Annotated in this window: 16 protein-coding genes and 2 pseudogenes; 11 read left to right on the forward strand and 7 right to left on the reverse strand. The window is 58.8% G+C overall.

The window, feature by feature from the left end:
- The 5 genes from repA (at position 1) to FIU86_RS21570 (ending at position 4,397) form a co-directional block, all read left to right on the forward strand.
- Entirely contained in the window at positions 1–1,212 is a 1,212-nt protein-coding gene (gene repA, locus FIU86_RS21550) for a plasmid partitioning protein RepA (protein WP_152477435.1), read from the forward strand.
- 103 nt (positions 1,213–1,315) lie between these two features.
- Positions 1,316–2,308: a plasmid partitioning protein RepB gene (repB, locus tag FIU86_RS21555; protein ID WP_152477436.1), complete on the forward strand. Its 993-nt coding sequence runs from the start codon at positions 1,316–1,318 to the stop codon at positions 2,306–2,308.
- A 163-nt stretch (positions 2,309–2,471) separates the two neighbouring features.
- Positions 2,472–3,752 (forward strand): plasmid replication protein RepC, encoded by a 1,281-nt coding sequence (gene repC, locus FIU86_RS21560; RefSeq protein WP_152477437.1) that lies wholly within the window; start codon positions 2,472–2,474, stop codon positions 3,750–3,752.
- 55 nt (positions 3,753–3,807) lie between these two features.
- Complete coding sequence (locus tag FIU86_RS21565; RefSeq protein WP_152477438.1) at positions 3,808–4,065, forward strand: type II toxin-antitoxin system ParD family antitoxin; 258 nt, start codon at positions 3,808–3,810, stop codon at positions 4,063–4,065.
- The gene (locus FIU86_RS21570; RefSeq protein WP_152477439.1) at positions 4,062–4,397 is read left to right on the forward strand and encodes a type II toxin-antitoxin system RelE/ParE family toxin; all 336 of its coding nucleotides are present in this window, start codon (positions 4,062–4,064) and stop codon (positions 4,395–4,397) included. Before FIU86_RS21565 ends, FIU86_RS21570 begins: the two co-directional genes overlap by 4 nt.
- Positions 4,398–4,403: 6 nt before the next feature.
- Here the strand turns inward: FIU86_RS21570 and FIU86_RS21575 are convergent, their stop codons facing one another.
- Positions 4,404–5,519, reverse strand: a complete 1,116-nt coding sequence (locus tag FIU86_RS21575; protein WP_152477440.1) for a tyrosine-type recombinase/integrase — start codon at positions 5,517–5,519, stop codon at positions 4,404–4,406.
- A gap of 156 nt (positions 5,520–5,675) precedes the next feature.
- Between FIU86_RS21575 and FIU86_RS21580 the strand changes: the two genes are divergently transcribed.
- From FIU86_RS21580 to FIU86_RS21595, 4 genes are all read left to right on the forward strand, one after another.
- Complete coding sequence (locus FIU86_RS21580) at positions 5,676–6,560, forward strand: DUF1403 family protein (RefSeq protein ID WP_152477441.1); 885 nt, start codon at positions 5,676–5,678, stop codon at positions 6,558–6,560.
- Between the two features lie 2 nt (positions 6,561–6,562).
- Positions 6,563–7,177, forward strand: a complete 615-nt coding sequence (locus FIU86_RS21585) for an SMC-Scp complex subunit ScpB (protein ID WP_152477442.1) — start codon at positions 6,563–6,565, stop codon at positions 7,175–7,177.
- A gap of 359 nt (positions 7,178–7,536) precedes the next feature.
- Complete coding sequence (locus tag FIU86_RS21590; protein ID WP_152477443.1) at positions 7,537–9,771, forward strand: ATP-dependent endonuclease; 2,235 nt, start codon at positions 7,537–7,539, stop codon at positions 9,769–9,771.
- Complete coding sequence (locus tag FIU86_RS21595) at positions 9,768–11,729, forward strand: UvrD-helicase domain-containing protein (RefSeq protein ID WP_152477444.1); 1,962 nt, start codon at positions 9,768–9,770, stop codon at positions 11,727–11,729. Before FIU86_RS21590 ends, FIU86_RS21595 begins: the two co-directional genes overlap by 4 nt.
- Before the next feature lie 13 nt (positions 11,730–11,742).
- Here the strand turns inward: FIU86_RS21595 and FIU86_RS21600 are convergent, their stop codons facing one another.
- Together FIU86_RS21600 and FIU86_RS21605 are read right to left on the reverse strand one after the other, a co-directional pair.
- Positions 11,743–12,834, reverse strand: coding sequence for a beta family protein (locus tag FIU86_RS21600; protein WP_152477445.1), 1,092 nt, complete (start codon positions 12,832–12,834; stop codon positions 11,743–11,745).
- The gene (locus FIU86_RS21605; RefSeq protein WP_201039675.1) at positions 12,803–14,125 is read right to left on the reverse strand and encodes an XRE family transcriptional regulator; all 1,323 of its coding nucleotides are present in this window, start codon (positions 14,123–14,125) and stop codon (positions 12,803–12,805) included. The genes FIU86_RS21600 and FIU86_RS21605 overlap by 32 nt, the downstream gene beginning before the upstream one ends.
- Positions 14,126–14,593: 468 nt before the next feature.
- Between FIU86_RS21605 and FIU86_RS21610 the strand changes: the two genes are divergently transcribed.
- Together FIU86_RS21610 and FIU86_RS21615 are read left to right on the forward strand one after the other, a co-directional pair.
- Positions 14,594–14,932, forward strand: coding sequence for a helix-turn-helix domain-containing protein (locus tag FIU86_RS21610; protein WP_064225030.1), 339 nt, complete (start codon positions 14,594–14,596; stop codon positions 14,930–14,932).
- Positions 14,925–16,226 (forward strand): type II toxin-antitoxin system HipA family toxin, encoded by a 1,302-nt coding sequence (locus FIU86_RS21615; protein WP_152477446.1) that lies wholly within the window; start codon positions 14,925–14,927, stop codon positions 16,224–16,226. Before FIU86_RS21610 ends, FIU86_RS21615 begins: the two co-directional genes overlap by 8 nt.
- A gap of 78 nt (positions 16,227–16,304) precedes the next feature.
- On the opposite strand, the pseudogene FIU86_RS21620 reads toward FIU86_RS21615, so the two are convergent.
- The 4 genes and pseudogenes from FIU86_RS21620 to FIU86_RS21630 form a co-directional block, all read right to left on the reverse strand.
- Positions 16,305–16,952: pseudogene (locus tag FIU86_RS21620) on the reverse strand (integrase core domain-containing protein); the annotation flags it as partial.
- Positions 16,951–17,145: pseudogene (locus FIU86_RS22950) on the reverse strand (IS110 family transposase); the annotation flags it as partial. The pseudogenes FIU86_RS22950 and FIU86_RS21620, both read right to left, overlap by 2 nt.
- Positions 17,146–17,289: 144 nt before the next feature.
- Positions 17,290–18,681, reverse strand: coding sequence for an NAD-dependent succinate-semialdehyde dehydrogenase (locus FIU86_RS21625; RefSeq protein ID WP_152477447.1), 1,392 nt, complete (start codon positions 18,679–18,681; stop codon positions 17,290–17,292).
- Positions 18,682–18,776: 95 nt separating this feature from the next.
- Positions 18,777–19,871, reverse strand: a complete 1,095-nt coding sequence (locus FIU86_RS21630; RefSeq protein WP_152477448.1) for an alkene reductase — start codon at positions 19,869–19,871, stop codon at positions 18,777–18,779.
- Positions 19,872–19,982: the final 111 nt, after the last annotated feature.

Here is a 19,982-nt window from a genome sequence, read left to right on the forward strand (position 1 = left end):
ATGCGAGAAAGGTCTTTTGAGGCTGATACGAAGGATCAACCCTTCGACGAGATCATTCTCCAGCAAGGAGAGCTAATCTCAGATCGTCTCAACATGTTGCGGCAAGAACAGTATCCTCCGGATGCTCAAAAAGGTCTACGTCAGTTTTCATTGGCGGAAGTCGCCTACTACCTTGGTGTAACGCAGTCGACAATCAAGAAGCTCCACCTAGAAGGTAAGGGGCCTGATCCCGAAACCTCGTCGTCGGGGAGGCGTAGTTATTCAGCTGAGCAAATGATCGAACTGCGGGCGTATTTGGACAAGCATGGTCGGCCTGGAAAGCGGCGGTATGTGCCCCATCGGCGTGAAGGTGAGGAATTGCACGTAGTTTCTGTCGTCAACTTCAAAGGCGGGTCCGGAAAGACGACTACTGCGGCTCATCTGGCTCAGCATTTGGCGCTGAAAGGGCATCGTGTACTGGCAATCGATCTTGACCCGCAGGCATCACTGACAGCTCTGCATGGTATTCAGCCGGAGCTCGATAATGTTCCATCGCTCTACGAGACGCTCCGCTACGATGATCAACGCAAGCCAATTACCGAAGTAATCCGACCAACGAATTTTCCTAACCTTGATATCGTGCCTGCAAGTTTGGAACTTCAAGAGTATGAGTACGATACCCCCGTTGCCTTGACGAGCAGCGAGCCCCACGAGGGGCGGCTTTTCTTCACTCGGATCTCTAAGGCGCTCGACGAAGTCGATGATCGCTATGATGTCGTCGTGATCGATTGCCCGCCGCAGCTAGGCTATCTCACGCTGACCGCACTGACAGCCTCGTCGTCAGTCATCGTCACCGTCCACCCACAGATGCTGGACGTTATGTCGATGAGTCAGTTTCTGCTCATGCTTGGCGGAATCATGAAGACAATACGAGACGCTGGCGCGAACATGCGACTTAAGTGGTTTCGCTATCTGGTTACCAGGTTTGAACCCACTGATGGCCCTCAAAAGCAGATGGTCGGGTTTCTGCAGGCGATGTTCCCGAACCAGATGCTTACCGCGCCTGTATTGAAATCCACGGCGATCTCCGACGCTGGGATTACTAAACAGACACTCTACGAGGTTGAGCGCTCCCAGTTTGTTCGTACAACTTATGACCGGGCAATCACTTCACTGAACGACGTAAACGATGAGGTTTCCGAGCTGATCCACAAAGCATGGGGGCGCGAATGACGACGTCTTTGACAGCCGTGCAGATTGATAGTTTTGACAGCCGTGCAGACAGCCATTTGTCCAGAGTGTTCACGGCTATGATCGCCCAGAAGGAGACAGTTTGATGGCTCGTAAAGACCTCCTGAAAAGTGTGATGGCCAGTTCTTCCGAGCAGCCAAAAGACTCTGGCCGATCAGGCTATGCGATGCGTGGCGCATCAAAGTCCATGAAGGTCTCGATTGACAATCTCGCCGAAAATTCGAAGCGCTTGCTCGAAGGGGAAACCATCGTCGAAATCGATCCCCAATTGATCGATGTGTCCTTCGTTTCGGATCGTCTCAGCGACGACGACGAGGCCTTCAACGAGCTGAAGGAGTCGATTGCAACTGGTCGCCAGGACACTCCAGTACTGCTTCGCCCGCACCCGGATCTGGACGGTCGCTATATGATCGTCTTCGGCCATCGGCGTGTGCGCGTGGCGTCAGCCCTTGGCCGGAAGGTTCGCGCTGTCGTCAAACCAATGGGCGATGTGGCCCACATTCTCGCCCAAGGGCAAGAGAACACGGCGCGCGCGGATCTCTCATTCATCGAGAAGGCGCTTTTCGCGAAAAGCCTACTTGATGTGGGGCAGGCGAAGGATGTGATCCAGTCGGCGCTGACCATTGATGGAACGCTGTTGTCGCGCATGTTGTCTGTCGCGCAGAACATCCCGAGGCATGTGATTGAGCGGATCGGTCCCGCCAAGCAGATTGGCCGTGACCGCTGGGAGGATTTCAAGAAACTGGCTTCGGAGCCTGCGAACCAAAAGGTCCTTGAAGGTGCCTTGGAATTCGAGGGGTTTCACGAGCTGGATAGCGATGCAAGGTTCGAGCTCCTGCACAGCAGACTGGCAGAGGCGGGCAGGACACCCAAGCGCAGAAAGACGCGCGTCGCACCCAAGAAGCGCACCTGGACCGCCGGCAAAGGCCGCATCAAAGGGGTCATCGGCCGGTCCGGAAGGGCATTCAGTATTTCGCTGACAGCACAAGATTCAACAGAGTTCGGAGACTTTCTCTCCGGTCGACTGGATCAGCTCTACAGCGAATTCCTCGCAACAAAAGAGGAGCAGTCGGAATAATGATCTAGGCAAAAGAAAAGCCCCCAAGCAGTGTGGCCTGAGAGCTAATCTGAAAAGTTTGGTCGCTTAGAAGATACCTCTCCCACGAATCACTGTCAACGATGAACGCTTTTGAGCGAACGGCTTTCTTTTGCCTCCACATAATCGGAGGTGAGATACAGGCATGAAACATACAGGTTGGCGCAAGCCGACACCGGGTCTTGGAGTTGCTGAGCAACTTGCCCAAGCCGGTGAACGGGTAGCAGTACCCAAAACACGGGCATTTGTCGCGCTCAAGCGCGTTGGTGCACATATCGGCCTGAAGGCTGGCGACATGATGCTCCTCGATACACTGGGGGCGTTTACCCAGGCCCAGGACTGGGAGGAGGGGCAGCGCCCGATCGTCTGGGCGTCGAACGCCTATCTGATGGAACAGACGGGCTTTTCGCTCTCCGCGCTCAAGCGCCATGCGCGGCGCCTCGCGGAGATCGGCGTGATCTCCTTCCAGGATAGCCCGAATGGCAAGCGGTGGGGCCGCAGGAACGCTGAGGGGCGTATCGTCGAGGCCTACGGCTTTGATCTGTCGCCGCTGTCGGCCCGCGTCGATGAGTTCGAGGGACTTCATGCCGAGTTGCAGGCCGAGCGCGAACTCTGCCAGCGCCTGAAGCGCCAGATCACGGTGGCACGCCGGATGATCCGCGCCCGGATTGAGGCGGCTGTCAGCAGTTCGCTGCGCGGGCCCTGGAGCCAATTCACTGGGCTCTTTGAGGAACTTCTGGACCGGCTTCCGCGTCGCCATGAAGCCTCTGAGCAGTTGGAACGGCTACTGTTGTGGTTCAAGGAGCTTCAGGAACGGGTCGAGGCGGCCTATCTCATGGCGACTGGTGCGACAAAACCTGTGGAAAACACCGATGGTAAAGACGCCGAAGTCGCGAAGAAGACTCAGGAAATGAACCCCAGGGAGGTCATTTCCGAACCTCATATACTAATTACAAATCAACTTAATCCTGTAATTAGTAATTCCTCTGAGAAAGAGGAAGCGGCGGGTGTGGTGCCCAATGCCCCACCCGAAGAGCGGGTTGACAGGGAGCTGGAAGACTGGGTTGCCGAGGTGAGCAAGAAACGGACGGCGCTCGACCTGCCGACTATCATGCAGGCCTGTCCTGAGTTCGCGTCTTGGGCGCGCAATATGGGTGGTTTCCTGAAGGATTGGGGCGATCTGCACCGGGTTGCCGGTCAACTCAGGCCGATGATCGGTATCTCTGAGCATGCCTGGAACGTGGCGCAGGATCGAATGGGCACCCAGGTGGCCACGGCCGCGTTTGCACTCGTCTTCGAGAAACACAGCGCGGGCGAGGTTGCCTCACCGGGCGGATATCTGCGGGGCATGGTCGAGAAAGCCGGGGCAGGGGAGCTGCATCTCGAGCGCAGCTTCTATGGTAGGCTCAGGGGGCAGGCGGCGTGACGTATTGATAAATAAGTGGCATTGGCATATATTGCCAATAAAGGAGACCTGACCCATGGTGACACGCAACGTTGTCCTGACCGAAACCCAAGACCATCTGGTTCAAGCGCTGGTGGCGTCCGGGCGCTACCAGAATGTGAGTGAAGCCATGCGCGCTGGCCTGAGGCTGCTCGAGCAGGAAGAGGCGCAGATCACGGGCATCCGCCAAGGGCTTCTTGAAGGTCTGGCGCAGGCCAATGCGGGTGATTTTGCGGAGGGCAGCGGCAAAGATGCGATCCGTCGGGCCTTTGCGACTGCGCGCGCGCGTTCATGAGCCGATCCTTCCGGCTGACCCGTCGTGCGGAAGCCAGCCTCACTGAAATCGCCAGATGGACAATCGAAACTTTCGGGCTGCGCCAAGCAGAGCTTTACGAGGCCGAATTGCTCAACCGCTGTGAAAGTATTCTGAATGGCCAAGCCCATAGTCGGAGTTGCGCAGTTCTCGTTGATGATGTCGAAGACCTGCGGTTCATAAGGGCAGGGGAGCATTTCCTGGTCTTTCTGGATCGATCGGACGAGGTCATCATCGTGGATATCCTCCATTCCCGCAGCGACCTCCCTCGCCATGTTGCCTCACTTTCGGCTTTGAAGTCCGAAGACTCCTGATCCACATCACAACCCGGCTGCCCTCGTCAGGTTCACGCGGAACCTGTCTCGGCGGCGCTGATAGCGGCGAGTCATCTCGGCCGAAGTGTGCCCCAACTGCTTCTGGACATAGCGCTCGTCGACTTCGGCGGAGCTGGCGAGACCGGCGCGCAAGCTGTGACCGGAGAACAGCGCCAGGCGGTCTTTCTCGGGCAGATCCGACCGGATGCCGGCGTCCAGGACCGTGCGCTTGATCAGGCGTGCGACATGCTTGTCGTTCAGCCGTGCCTCCAGTGCCTTCTTGCCATCGCGCGAGGTCCCGACAAAGACCGGACCGAAGTCGATCTTTGCGAAATGCAGCCATTGCTCGAGCGCATGGACTGGGCAGGTTTGATCCTTGGAGCCACGGCCAACCTCGACCTCGCGCCAGCCAGTCTTGGCATTCAGGGTGAGCAGGGCGCCCTTGTCGAAGATCTCGATCCAGCCGCCCGAGTCCGGCGTGTCGTCCTTGTGAACGTCGAGGCTGACGATTTCGGAGCGGCGCAGACCGCCCGCATAGCCGATCAGCAGGATCGCCCGGTCCCGCAGCCCGCGCAGGTCGAAGGGCAGGGCGGCAACCATCGCGAGGATGTCTTCGGCCAGGATCGCCGCCTTCTGCACTGGCGGGCGCGCGTGCTTGCGCTTGATCCCCGCCAGCACCGTCGTAATGTGGCGGTTCTTGCGATCGAGCGCAAAGCCCCGTTGCGCATAGTTCCACGCAAGGCCTGAGAGGCGGCGGTCGATGGTGCTGACTGATAGGGGTCGGGACGCCGACTGCGAAGGGGAGGGGCCTGACCCAGAGGCCAGATCCGCGAGGTAAAGCCCGATCATCTCGGGAGACGGCGGTAGAGGCTCGATGCCTTTCATCCGGCACCAGCGCGTGAAATGCGCCCAATCCTTCGCGTAGGCTGTCAACGTGTTGTCGGACGCTGCAGCGCGGGCATAGTCGCGGGCGGTGTCGACCAGGCGATCAAGGCTGCCGGACCCCGCGACATGGGAGGGCAGGGCGATCCCATCGCTTTTTTCTTGATTTCTCGCGTCGCCCTGAGCACTATGAATTGTATCAGAGTTTGATGAAGTTGGTTTTTCGTCCTCTGAGGCCATTTTCCAGTAAATCCAGCAATGAAATTGAACTGCTTCCCAGCATATATTTTAATGTCCGATAATGCAAACTTATTGGACATAAAGAGGGGCGACAAGTAGGGGCGGTTTATGTGCTATTTGCTGGTGGAAAGCGCCGCGACGATGTAGGATTCCGGCATGACATTTGCCCGGCCCGATCACATGAGCGACCTCGACACGATACCCCGAATGCCCACTTGGGTCATCTCCGGGCGTGTGGAAACCCTTGAAACTGTGGCCTTTCTGTCGGGCGCCGCGCTGAGCCATCTGCATGTAGTGCTGAGCCGCGAGGACGTTCCCCAAACCTTGTTGCGAGACAGGCTTGCGCTGCGCGCGGCCGAGGCTTGTATCGCGTTCTCTGGGCGCCCAGAGAGGGCAGGGGAGTTGCGCGACGCCGTACATCTTCTGCGCCCCGACGATCTGCCCGGCCCGGCGGGGGAAACCTACCTGGCCTGGCAGCGCGCTGTGGAAAAGCCGGTGTCGGTCAAGGCTCTGGGCCGAGCCCTGCCGAACGTTGAGCCGGGCCAGATTGCTACTTGGTTCGATACGGGGCAGGGCGGGCCGGTCGGCCGTGCCGCGATGGTGCTGGAGGCCGTGCTGCGCGAGGCGCCGCGTGCGGAAGTGCCTGCGCTGATCTTCGCGGACGCGGCCCTCGCCCAAACCTTCGGTTGGGATCATGTCGTGCCGCTGCTGGCCGCAGGCCTGAAACGCGCCGATTTGCGCAAACAGGGCGATGACCTTCGCCTTGCTTGTTATCGCGCTGTTGTCTCCTCGGTGGTCGAAGCAGTGCGCCTCGCGGCAGATCTCGCGCGCCGGGCGGCGCATCTGAAGGCAGTCGCACCCAAGCTGCGGGCCAAGGGGGCAGGAGAAGCGGTCGAGATGTTCCTGACCCGTGATGCGATGGCACCTTCGGCTTTGCCTCTGCCGGATCGCGCCGCGCGGCGGCTCTGCGACCGACTGGTCGACCTCGGTGCGGTGCGCGAGCTGACCGGGCGCGACACTTTCCGGCTCTACGGGGTGTAGCGATGGCGAAGGACAGATCTGAGCCGGAGCTTGATCGCGAGTTGTCCGACCTACCAGCCGATCTGCGCTGGCGGGAATGGATGCGCCGGATCGAGGCGGTGTTGTTTGCCTCGGCCTCGCCGGTCCCGCGCGAGGATCTAGCCCGGGTCGTGGGGCAGGGGGCCTCGGTCGATTTGCTGGTCGAGGACCTTGCCGCCGATCTGGAGGGGCGGGCCTTCGAGATCGCCCAGGTTGCCGGCGGCTGGATGTTCCGCACGCGTGCCACCTACGCCCCCGCGATCCGCGCGGCGGCAGATGTCGGGGATCAACTGCTGGACCTGAGTGAATTCGACGTCGCGGTCCTGGCGGCCATCGCCTATCACCAGCCGATCACGCGCGACGGGCTCAAGGATATCTTCGGCAAGGAGATTAGTCGCGATCTTATCGGGCGGCTGCATGCGCGCGACTTGATCGGGACCGGGCCACGATCGCCGCGCCGCGGTGCGCCCTATACCTTTGTGACAACCGAGCAGTTCCTGGTCGCTTTCGGCTTGGAGAGCCTTCGCGATCTTCCCGATCGGGAGCAGCTGGTGGATGCGGGTGTCGTGGGCGAAGCGCCACAAATCGATTGCGGGTAACGCGTTGCCGATCCTGAGAGTGAAGTCCGCCGTTGTGCTTATCGTTTCATTTGCGGTGCAACGATTCATCTGCGTGCCAAGAAAGTCACGCGATTACAAAGCAATAATCGTTTCACTTTTTCTGACCGAAGTCTCTTGCATTTATTGGCGGCAAGGCCTCCGGCGTTCCGCCTCACGGCCGATGAGGGGCCCAAAACCCAGCATGCGATTTCCACAGCATCTCCTGTGAATCTGCGAAGCGAATAGCCAGACAGTGAATACTGAGAGAACCCCGACGGTTGCGTACGGCTACACACCCGCAGGACGAGTATATATAGAGAAACTATCGCAGCACTCTCTGCGAGGGGGACACCAATACTATGAAGCTCACACGCATTGAAGTTTTCAATTTTCGCAAATTGCGGCGCGCCCGTTTGGATATGTCGGACAAGCAGACCCTGCTCGTCGGGGCCAACAACAGCGGCAAAACATCGGCCATGAAGGCGCTGCGCAAATTCCTTAAGGATCGCGGCGGTATCGACACGCGTGATGTGACAGCCTCAAACTGGGCCGCAATTGAACAGATCGCGGGAGCCTGGACACAGGAGGTCGAGGTGGATCTCAGCCCGCTCCTGGCCCAGCTTCCGTTCATTGACGTCTGGCTCCATGCTGACACGTCAGAGCTGCACCATGTCGCGCACCTGATCCCAACACTGACCTGGACTGGTGGCTTGCTGGGCGTGCGCCTACGCTTGGAGCCAAAGAAGGGGGCGGACATCAAGGCGCAGTACCTGGCCGCACGAGAGGCCGCTCAGACGCTGCAACCCGGCGGCGCAACGGCCAAAGGGTTCGCGCTTTGGCCACGTGACTTTCGAGAATTTCTAGACAAGCGCCTGAGGGACCTATTCGAGCTTAACGCCCATCTTCTGGATCCCATGAGCTTCACCACGACAGGGCCGGTTGAGCCGCATGCCCTGCCGGCCTTGTCGGAGGGGATCGGTTCGAACCCCTTTGCTGGACTCATCCACATTTGTGAGATCAACGCGCAACGCGGTTTCGCAGACGCAGGGGACAGTAATGGTGACGACGATGAACCGACGAACGCAACTAGCCGCAAGATTGCCAGCCAGATTCAGCCCTATTTCCGTAAACATATCGACCCCGAAAAGGACCCCACGCCGAACGACGTCAAAGCGCTCGAGGCAATCCATGATGCCGAAACCACCTTTAATGCCCGGCTCAAGGATGGTTTCGCTGATGCTATCAAGGAACTGGAAAGTCTCGGCTACCCCGGCGGGCTGAACAATCCGAAACTCTTCATAGCCACGCAGATCAAACCGGTTGACGGGCTCGATCACCCGGCTGCGGTGCAATACGATATCTCGGGCGACACTTCCGGGGTGAAGTTGCCTGAAAGCTACAATGGCCTCGGCTTCCAGAACCTGATCTCCATGGTGTTTCAGCTAATGCGTTTCCGGGATGACTGGATGCAAGTAGGTAAGTTCAAATCGCAGTTAGTGACCCCAGACGAAAAGGGTATCGAACCTCTGCAACTGGTGCTAATCGAGGAACCGGAGGCGCATCTGCATGTTCAGGTACAGCAGGTCTTTATGGCTAGGGCCCACAAGGTGCTGCGCAACCATAAAGATCTGGAGCAGGAGGGCTCGGCCTTTACCACTCAGCTGGTCGTGAGCACCCATTCGGGCCATATCGCACACGCCGCCGCGTTTGAGGAGTTGCGTTACTTCAAGCGCGAGCTGCCAAGTCATGGAGTTGTGCCCACGGCCAGTGTGGCGAATATGACTGGGCTCTTTGGTGCGGACAATGAAACCCATCGCTTCGTGACGCGCTATCTGCTGAGCACACATTTTGATCTATTCTTCGCCGACGCCATCATCGTGATCGAGGGTGCTGCGGAGCGGATTCTGCTGCCGCATCTGATCCAACATTACTACCCTGATTTGGCTGCAGCCTATCTATCCTTTTTAGAGTTGGGGGGCAGTCACGCGCATAGGCTGCGGCCTCTGATCGAGGCACTGGAGGTGCCGACGCTGATCATCACCGATCTCGACGCGGTGGCAGAGGTCGACAAAGGCGGGAAGGTCGTCAAAGAATCGGCCCAGCCTTGCTGCGGGGCTGCTCAAACCACAGCCAACCACGTGCTAAAGACCTGGCTCCCCAAGCTGGCAGAGATCGATGAGCTGTTAGGCTCTCCCCCCACGGCTCTGTGTCACACGGCCCCTGACCGCCCCATCGCCGTCAGCTATCAAATCCCGCAAAAAGTGACACTTGGCTCGGTGTCCACGAACGTCACGCCCAGCACCTTCGAGGATGCTCTGGTCCTGACCAACCCGAAAGCCGTGACGGACGCCGCAGGAACAGAGTTCTCCTGCCTCATGACCCGTGCCTTTGCCAAATCCATCGCTGAGGCTCAGGCCCCTGAAGACCTCGCAAAGGCGCTCTTTGAAAGGTTGGCAAAAAGACCGGAAAAGGCCGCCTTCGCACTGGACCTCCTATATATCGAGGACATCAAAGCGCTTCAGGCACCGCCATATATCGACAAAGGCCTGACGTGGCTCGCGGGCCAACTGAAGGGCGGAGTGAGAGCGACATGACGGATGTAACCGACGCTACCCGCGACGCTGGCGCTGACGCTACGATCCGCCAATGCCTGTCCCTCGATCAGCCGCGCAGCTTCTTTCTTTTTGCCGGGGCGGGATCAGGCAAGACGCGCTCACTCAAGGAGGCACTGGAGGGCTTGGACACAGCGACACTGATGACCTTACGAAAACACAGCCGCAAGATCGCAGTGATCACCTATACCAATGCCGCCGCAGATGAGATCACACGCCGCGTCAAGGCCGATCCGGTGTTTCAGGTACAGACCATCCACAGCTTCGCTTGGTCGCTCATTGAGGGGCGCACGGCGGATATTCGGGGCTGGCTAGAGAGCAACCTGCGGACAGAAATTGCCGAGATCCAGGCAGCCCATGCGAAGGGCCGTGCGGGCACCGACGCCCATGACAAACGCGAGAAGAAGATGGCCTCCAAGAAGAAGCGGCTGGAGCGCCTGGCTGAAATCCGCGCCTTCACCTATGCGCCCGAGGGGGACAATTTCGGCCGCGATGCGCTGCAACATACCGAAGTCATTGCGCTCGCCGCGCATTTCATGACTGAAAGTGAGACGTTTCAGAACATCGTTCTGGCGCGCTACCCGTTCATCCTGATCGACGAGAGCCAAGACACGATGAAACCGTTGATGGAGGCGCTTTTGACCTTCGAGGCACGCCATCGCGGCCGCATCGCCCTAGGGCTGCTTGGGGACACGATGCAGCGCATTTACACTGATGGTTTGCGCGATCTCGAGCAACGGGTGGGGGATTTCGCGCAACCGGCCAAACAGATGAACCACCGCAGCCGCGCGAGGATCGTGGAATTGGCGAATGCGATCCGTCGCGACGATGATGGCCGCCAGCAGCGTGCGCGCGAAGACAAACCGGGTGGCACCGTGCGGGTCTTTCTCGCGCCAAGCGAGGGCACGGATCGCCCGGCATTTGAAGCTTGGACCCGGGCGGAAATGGCACGCATCACCGAAGACCGCGCATGGCAGGATGCGGAGGCGATCAAGACCCTGACGATTGAGCGTCACATGGCTGCCGCGCGTCTCGGCTTCAGTGAGCTGTTTGAGCCCCTCAGCAAACCCGACAAGCTCAAGGACGGGTTTCGCGATGGTACCTTGCCCGCGATGCGGCTGTTTACCCATCGGGTCTTGCCTTTTGTTACGGCACAAAGGAACGGGGATGCTTTTGCCGCGATGGCAGTCCTGCGCGACGGCTCACCGCTGGTCGATAAGAGAGGTATCCGGGTTGGGCGCGCGGGTCAGGCCTCTGGCCTCGACGCGGCGCGGGCGGGTGTCGCGGAGCTGATGACACTATTTAAGGATGAACGGGATCCGAGTTGTGCCGAAGTGTTAGGGGTCGTGGCCGAGCACCGGCTGTTCCTGATCCCCGACCAGCTTCGGCCCTGTTTGCCTGACAACAGTCCCGTGGCCCAGGACATGGCCGACATTCTTGCCGAGCTTGGTCTCATTTTTGACGAACAGGGACTGACTACGCCCGAGGACGCACCACCCATAGAAACCACCATCACCGAGGCCTGGACGCAGGCGCTTGCGACCCCGTTTTCCCAAGTGGCGCGCTACCTCGCCTATGTCGAAGACCGCAGCCCCTATGGCACCCACCAAGGAGTCAAGGGGCTCGAGTTCCCCAGGGTCATGGTGATCGCCGACGACGCCCATACACGATTCAAAGGCCTTGCCTCGTATGAGACGCTGTTCGGGGTCAAGTCCCTTGGTCGAGACGCGCAGAAAAAGGCGGACAAGGGCGACGAAACTACGATCGAGCGCACACGCCGTTTGCTTTACGTTACCTGCACACGGGCCGAAGAGAGCCTCGCGCTTGTGCTCTATTCCGAGGCCCCCGACACAGTCCGCAGGTTTCTGATCTCCAACGGATGGATGGCCGAGGATGAGGTCGTGACGGCTGCGGCCGACGGGACCTATCAGGATGCTTAAGTGCAGCGCTGAGCTAGAAAAGGCTTTCCTGCTCCGAGTACTCAGAGACAGCATCTTCTTCGAACTCGATACCAGACATAGCACCCAAATCCCTGACGATCCTGACCAGATGGTGCGCGGTGTTCAGTTCCCGCCAGCCAGTCGCGTCGCCGCAGGTTTCTGTCAGCCCCTTTGCGTTTCGCCAGATACGGTCGTCTGCCGGGGAGAAGCCCCTGCCGCAGTATTCCTTGCTCTCGATGATCTGCTTGCAGACGTCGCGCATCGTCGGCGTAAAGGCTCCCGAATCGCTGCCCCTGACCACCAATGTGTGGGCCTTGCCGGTATAGCGGAGGTGCGGCCTCGGTCGTCCACCGCCCTTGCCCTTCGGGAACACCATCCGCCCGCAATCCGCGCCGAAGTCACCGTAGGCCAGCCGATCGGGTTGGACGCCGGTCTCTTTCAAGGCCGCCTGGAAGGTGGTCCACTCCGCCCTCGCGATCAGCGTGCGCTCGTTGGCTCCGACTGGCAGCTTGTCCGGGTACGCCGACGCTTGGTAGACGATCTTGCTCCACCGCGCCGCGGCGTCCAGTTGGTCAAAGATTTCGCCGATAGCAGGCGCGAAGTCGGCGCCGAGGGGAGCTCCAGTGAAATCTACGAAGAGGACGCAGTGTTCCGGCCGGAGGCCCGCCTTCTTCACCGCCTCGACCAGGGCAGCCGGATCAACCTCCTCGAAGTCCATGTAGATGCCCGTCCTGACGTCGCCGTTCCGAATGAGGGCCTGGCGGGCCGGGTTGGTCAGATCGGCGATCGTCAGGACTGGAAGCAGGCGGGCGTTTACCGCCGTGGCGATGCGGAAGAGCGTAGCCACCCCTTCGTCGCCGAGGGCCGCCGCCGCAAGTTGCGGGTCGAGGAACGCACGCCGGTGGGGCCAGCTCTTTCCGAGGCGCTCCCCCATTATGTGGGCGATTTCGTCCAGCGTGGGCACGCGCCCCTTTTCGGGGTCGGACTCAGTGGGAGGCGGCACCACGAAGCGCGGACAGACATACCCCTGATAACGGGGGGCCAGCCTGCCGCAGGCCGCGAACTCGCCGGGCTTAGCCCTTAGGGCCGGGTAGTATGGGAGCATCACTCTTTCCTTTCTGGGCTTCGCCCACAAACAGCTTCTTCACGGTGTTCCTCCCGATCTTATTTGTGAACAGGGACCACTCGCCCCGTTCCTTGCGTATCCGCCCGAACACAATCGCCGGATGGATACCTAGCTCGTTGGCGAAACGCTCGATGACCGCAGCCGACTTCGCAATTCGGGCGGTAGAGCGCCGCCAGCGTTCTTCCGGAATGAGCAAGTTGGAAGCGAAGCGGTTGGCTTCCTCCTCCTGTTCATCGACCGATGTCTCTTGGTCCGTCTGATCGTAGAAGCCTACGGCCAGCCCGGTGGAGAAGTGAAGAGTGACGTGGGCAAGTTCGTGCATCAGCGTGAACCAGAAGTTGTCCACCGTGTCGGTCCTGACGGTCATTCCGATGACCGGTCTCCCATCCACGATGAACGCTGCGCCGTCGATCTTGAGGCCGGGGATCTGTGGCTCCACAATCAATACGATCCCGCGGTGGGCGAGCACTTCCACCGCCCGGAGCGGCCCGCGGGGGTCATTGCTCAGACGGACCAGTTCGGGCATCCACTTGAGTTCAAGCGGCTCATGAACGTCCTCGACGCCCGCGAAAGCGTCACGAGCTCTCGCGGTGACCCTAGCGCGCCAGGCGTGGAGCAAGACGTCTTCGGCGTGATCCACAACGTTGAGGCCAGTTCGGAGAAGCCCTGGGCTTCCAAAATCGATCCGGTTCTCGGCGATGTAACGACGAAGCTCCGCCTCGGTGAAGTCTTCGGCGAACCAGCCGTTCTCGCGCCCATGTTTGAGGATTTTCTTGATCTCGGCCTTCGACACACCGTCGATGACCTTGTCCAGTCCGCGGAGCTCCGGTTGGTCAGGCATGTCAGCCCAAGGCCGGACTCCCAGCAGCGCCGCCACGCGATGATAGTTCTTGAGGCTGATCGGGGCATAACGCTCAGCCTCCCAACGCTGAACCTGTTGTTCCTTTACGCCGAGGCGCCATGCTAGGTCCTTCTGAGAGAAGCCGTTGGCGATCCGCGCTACTATGAGCATCAGGCCAAGGTCGCGGTTAACCAGTTCTTTTAGGGCGGTGGGTCGTTGGGTGTCCTTGGCCTCTTCGTATGCCTCGACCGCTTGGGTCAGGCGCGCGCGCTCGGCCTTCATCATGCGCGAGACTTGAGAAACCACCTCAGGCGGCAGGCCGGCCACAACCGGCTCCATCGCGCGCTCCGAGTGAAGAGCCTCAGAGAGACGAGAAATCCGGGCACGCGTTTCCCGCGCTTCTTTTTCGTTCAGGGTGATTCTGTTCATGGTCATGCCTCAATATACCCAACTTATTTGTTGTGGCAAAGTGCCCAACAGATAAGTTGGGTGCAATCGGATTCTGGATGGCCGCGAAACGCTGAGTGCGATCGATTTGGGCGTTACAGTATCGACCATCACACTTGTCATGGGCATATGGTGCTTTCCGTAGAGAATTGGCAGCACCCGACCGCAAGTTTGACGCGGGCCGTTGCTTCCGACGATGCCACGCTCCTCGCGGCCTATGCTGGCGGGTCCACGAGAATCTTAGAGTTCGCTCGGGTCCGTTTCCCCAATAACTCGCTGCAGTGATATCCCAACTTTTCATCGAAAGGCCATATGCGGCCCCGTAATGAAGGGTTGACGCTACAAGAGGCCACTTGAGGCCTATTGACAAGAATCACCATAAAAGGCCATATACGACCGACATTAGCAAATTATCTGGAGTAATCGGCATCTTGCGGCCTTTAAAGTAAAATGGCGACATCTCAACAAATCGAACAAGAAATCGGGCAACGTCTCGCGCGCTTGCGCCTCGCGCGCAACGTGACCCAAACTGACCTCGCCGAGAAGGCGGGCATCGGAGTACGCACCCTGCGCCGCCTTGAAGCGGGGGACCCTTCGACCCTGGACACCTTTCTTCGCGTCGCCACCGCGCTCGATCTGGAAGAGCCAATACTCTCTGCGTTACCAGAGGGAGACATCAGGCCAATTGAACGCGTCTCGCAGAAGGGGAAGGAGCGCAGGAGAGCGAGTCCTGTATCCGAACGCTCCAGAAAATCAACATGGACCTGGGGTGATGACGTAGATGACTGACGCGAGCATAGTATTGTGGGGTCGGCGCATTGGTGCTGTGAGTTGGGATGAGGCACGCGCACTCGGCATCTTTCAATACGATCCGGCCTTTGTGGGTGCGGGTATTGAGGTCGCGCCCCTGAAGATGCCAGTTCGGGAAGCACCCTACGAGTTTCCCGCCCTTCCGAAAGAAACGTTCAAAGGGTTGCCCGGCATGTTGGCCGACGCGTTGCCAGACAAGTTCGGCAACCGGCTGATCGATGCGTGGCTTGCGGAAACGGGGCGAAGCGCGGACCGGTTCAGCCCCGTGGATCGGCTTTGTTACATCGGTAACCGGGGGATCGGGGCACTGGAGTTCGAGCCGACGGTCCGCAAGGCGACCCGGTCAAAAAAACTCGAAGTGGCCCAGTTGGTGGATCTGGCAAACAGGGTACTAAGCGAGCGTGAGAACCTTGCAGGTAGGCTGGGGGGTGAAGACGACGCCGAGGCGCTGGAAGATATCTTGAGCGTCGGGACCTCGGCGGGTGGCGCGCGCGCCAAGGCTGTACTCGCCTGGAACCGAGACACCGGTGAGTTCAGGTCAGGGCAAGTCAAAGTCAACGAGGGGTACGAGCATTGGCTCTTGAAGTTCGACGGAGTGTCCAACAACCGCGACAAAGAGCTCGCCGACCCGCAAGGCTTTGGAAAGATCGAGTACGCATATTACCTGATGGCGACCGAAGCGGGCATCGACATGTCGGAATGCAGGCTTCACCACGAGGGCGGCCGAAGCCACTTCATGACACGTCGGTTCGACCGGGACGAACGGGGGCGAAAGCGCCACATGCAATCGCTAGGCGCGATGCAGCATTTCGATTTCAACGACCCGGCATCTTATTCCTACGAGCAGGCCGTCTTGACAATCAGGGATCTTGGGCTCGGGATGGACGTCGTAGAACAGCAGTACAAGCGTGCGGTCTTCAACGTTGTCGCCCGCAACCAGGATGACCACGTCAAGAATATTTCCTTCCTCATGGACCGGTCCGGAGCCTGGCGACTGTCTCCCGCCTATGACGTGGCCTATTCCTACAATCCTTCTGGCTCATGGACCCGCGATCACCAGATGAGCTTGGCGGGAAAGCGAAACGATTTTACCCATGGCGACCTCATGGTACTTGCTTCGAACGTGGGGCTGAAATCCAACAAGGCGAACCAGGCAATCGAGGAGATTGTGGACGCGGTCGCGAAGTGGCAAGAGTTCGCTGAGCAGGCGGGTGTCGAGTATTCTGATATGAGCCGCATCGAGAAAACCTTTCGCATGAATTTGCGTGGCTAGTGGCGCAAGGATGCCCGATACCGGTTGCCCTGGAATCCGTCGTGGATCATGTTTTCCATCGCGCGCAGTTGGTGCGCGTTAGGTGTTTAGTCCCGGCATCCGGTGGATCGGATTTAGGATGAATCTGTCTGGCTCGGATGTCCAGATCTTGCAGATGTATTCGTAGGGCGTGAGGCCACCGAGGGTCTTGAGCCTGCGCGCGAAGTTGTAGGCTGCCATGAAGTCTGCGAGATGCGCCTTCAATTGGTCATGGTTGTTGTAATGGAATCGCTTGACCGTCGCGTCCTTGATGGTGCGATTCATTCGCTCCACCTGACCGTTGGTCCACGGATGGTTTGGCTTGGTGAGGCGGTGCTCGATGCTGTTGGCTTCGCAGATCATGTCGAAGCGCATCGGCCTTGAATAGGCGGTGTTGCGATTGCGCGGTTGCTCTGCGAAATGAATGCCGTTGTCGGTGAGAATTGTGTGGACCTGATAGGGCACGGCCTCGAGCATTTGCTGTAGGAACTCCCAAGCGGTCTTGCGGTCTGCCTTCTCTACGAGTTGGGTGACTGCGAACTTACTGGTCCGGTCAATACCGACGAACAGGTAGAGCTTGCCTTCAGCAGTCTGAACCTCGGCGATGTCGATATGGAAGAAGCCGATGGGGTATCGTTTGAACTTCTGGCGCTTTGGCTTGTCGCCCTCGACATCAGGCAGCCGGGAAATGCCGTGTCGCTGCAGACAACTCCCGGCCCCAACCGTGCGCAGTCGCACATGCCTCCATGGCGATCATGCATGTAGGCTGCTGTGCCACGAACGCGAGAAATTGACCTCGTGAAACCTTCTTACGAAACGCGATGGATCCGTCATTGTATGCCCCGTGCAACTGGAAAACGCGCTTTGCTAAGTCGACACCGATAATTGTAACTTCGGACATGGATGCTCCTTCCTACTGTGATGGCTTCAACACTCACCACAATGGCACATTGCGATGCCGTCGGGAGGGGCATCCACGCCATCAACAGAGCCCTTTCAAGCAAATGCGCCAACCCAACCACAGGTCCGATTGGCGCATTTTTTCTTAGAACGGGGCGTCGATATCAACCACTGAGATCAGCTTGTGATTGATGAACTCCTTGATGCCGAGCCCGACCAGTTCGCGGCCGTAGCCCGAACGCCCGATGCCACCGAAAGGAAGATCCGCCTTCGCCATGGTCGGGTGATTGACAAAGACCATGCCCGTAGAAATCTGTTTCGCAATCTCCGCGCCATGCTTCGGATCGGCCGTGAACACCGACCCGCCCAACCCAAATGGTGAATCGTTGGCAATGCGTACGGCGTCCGCCTCGTCCTTTGCGCGAAAAAGCATCGAAACCGGACCGAAAAACTCCCAATACCGAGCGGGGTTGTCTTCTGAAATATCGGTCAGGATGGTCGGCTGAACGAAAGCACCCGAATTGGGAACGCGCGGCCCGACTTCGGTTGCTGTGGCTCCGTAGGATACCGCCTGACGTATTTTGTCTTTGATCTCTTCTGCGGCGGCTTCGGAAGACAGGGGGGCCAAGGTTGTGGTTGGGTCCAGCGGATCACCAGCTTTCAGCTTGGCGACACCCGCAGTGTAGCCTTCAAGAAACTGATCATAGACATCATCAACAATAATCATGCGCTTTGAAGACACACAGACCTGACCACCATTCCAGTGTCGGCCAAAGACCGCCCATCTGATGGTTTTCTCCATTTCCGCATCGGCCAACACCACAAAAGCATCTGCACCGCCAAGCTCAAGCGTCGATTTTTTCAAAGCCTTGCCAGCCTGCGAGGCGATGACCGAGCCGGCCCCTTCCGATCCGGTGAGCGCAACGCCATGAACGCGGGGATCGCCAATGATGGTTTCGATCTGAGACCGTGTTGCATAGAGGTTCTTGAACGCACCCTGAGGCAAACCAGCATCCAGCATCAGCTTTTCGAATGCGGCGGCGGCCTGCGGAACATTGGAGGCGTGTTTGAGCAACATGGTATTGCCTGCGGACAGCTGTGGTGCAGCGATACGGACCACCTGATAGAATGGGAAGTTCCAGGGCTCGATCGCGAGCAAAACCCCAAGCGGCTCCGCAGAAAGGACGGCGTCACCTTCATTGGGGTCGGCCACTGGCAGCTTTTCGGGAGCCAATAGCGCCTCGGCATTGTTTGCGTAATAGTCAAAGATGTCCGCTGACAGAGCAACTTCTGCTTTGGCTTCGGGCACAAGTTTGCCCATCTCAACAGTCAACAGATTGGCGAAAATATCGACATCACGCCGCAATATTTCAGCGGCATTGTGCATCACTCGCGCGCGTTCTTCAAAGCTGGTTTCCTTCCACGATAGAAATGCAGCATGAGCAGTTTCAATCGCTTGATGAACTTCCGCGTCGGTTGCATCTGGAAAGGTTTCCAGAAGAGTACCAGTGTATGGATTTCGTGTTTCATAGGCCATGGTAGAACCCTTTTTGTTAGATCTGCTCACGGAAGGCAGAGGTTTCAGGACCGGCCATTGTCCAGTCCTGGATTGGTAAGTGTACGTTCCTGCGATCACTCATGTGGGAGAACAGGGTAATCGATGTATCCCTCGGCCCCGCCGCCATATGCGGTCGCGCCGTCAAGTGCGTTGAGGGGTGCGTTCTGCTGTAGCCGGGCCACGAGGTCCGGGTTGGCAATATAGGGACGACCAAAGGCGACTAGATCGGCGGCGTCACTGCGGCGCGCCGCAATTGCAAGGTCTCTGTCATAGCCATTGTTGGCGATGTAGATCCCGTTGAAACGCTGCCGCAAGATATTCAGATCAAATCCACCCTCGACGGCTCGTGCTCCGCCCGTCACACCTTCCACAACGTGGAGATAAGCCAGATCAATATCATTCAACTGATCGACAAGTGCGGTGAACACGGGTTCAGGATTGCTGTCCGTAAGGCCATTGGCCGTGCTGATCGGAGATATCCGAATCCCTGTGCGGCCATCATCGCAGATGGCCGCGACAGCTTTCGTGACCTCAAGTGTCAGCCGAATGCGGTTCTCGACCGATCCGCCATAGGCATCAGTACGCTGGTTGGCCCCGTCACGCATGAACTGATCGAGTAAGTATCCGTTCGCGGCGTGAATCTCGACGCCATCAAACCCTGCGGCAAGAGCGTTGCGCGTCGCTTGCGCGTAATCTGCGACAATCCCCGGCAACTCCTCCAGAGCCAGCGCCCGCGGTGTGAGTGCTGGTTTCTTTCCATCCGGAGTGAACGCATCCACTTCAGGGCGAACAGCGGAGGGAGCGACAGGCAATATCCCACCGGCCTGCACATCCGGGTGGGACACCCTGCCGACATGCCACAGCTGAGCAAAGATGCGGCCACCCTTATCATGCACACCGGCCGTGACGGGGCGCCAGCTTTCGATTTGCTCGTCGGTCCAGATCCCGGGAGTAAAGGCGTACCCTGTGGCCTGCGGCGAAATGTTCACGCCTTCACTGATGATCAGGCCTGCCGATGCGCGTTGGGCGTAATATTCCTGCATCATTGGGGTGGCGATGTTTTCGGGGGACCGCGCGCGGGTTAGGGGGGCCATTACGATGCGGTTTGACAGCGTATAAGGTCCGACAACGACGGGGGAAAAGAGGTCGGTTTCAGGGATGGCTGACATAGTAACTCCTCGTCTCCTGACTGTCAGGAGAGTGCATTTAGGACAAAGGGGTGGGCCGGTTGCTTTGGGCGTGCCGGATGTGGCCAACGCCTGATCCGGTCGTTTTGGGGG

It is taken from the genome of Roseovarius sp. THAF9, assembly GCF_009363715.1.
Lineage (GTDB): Bacteria > Pseudomonadota > Alphaproteobacteria > Rhodobacterales > Rhodobacteraceae > Roseovarius.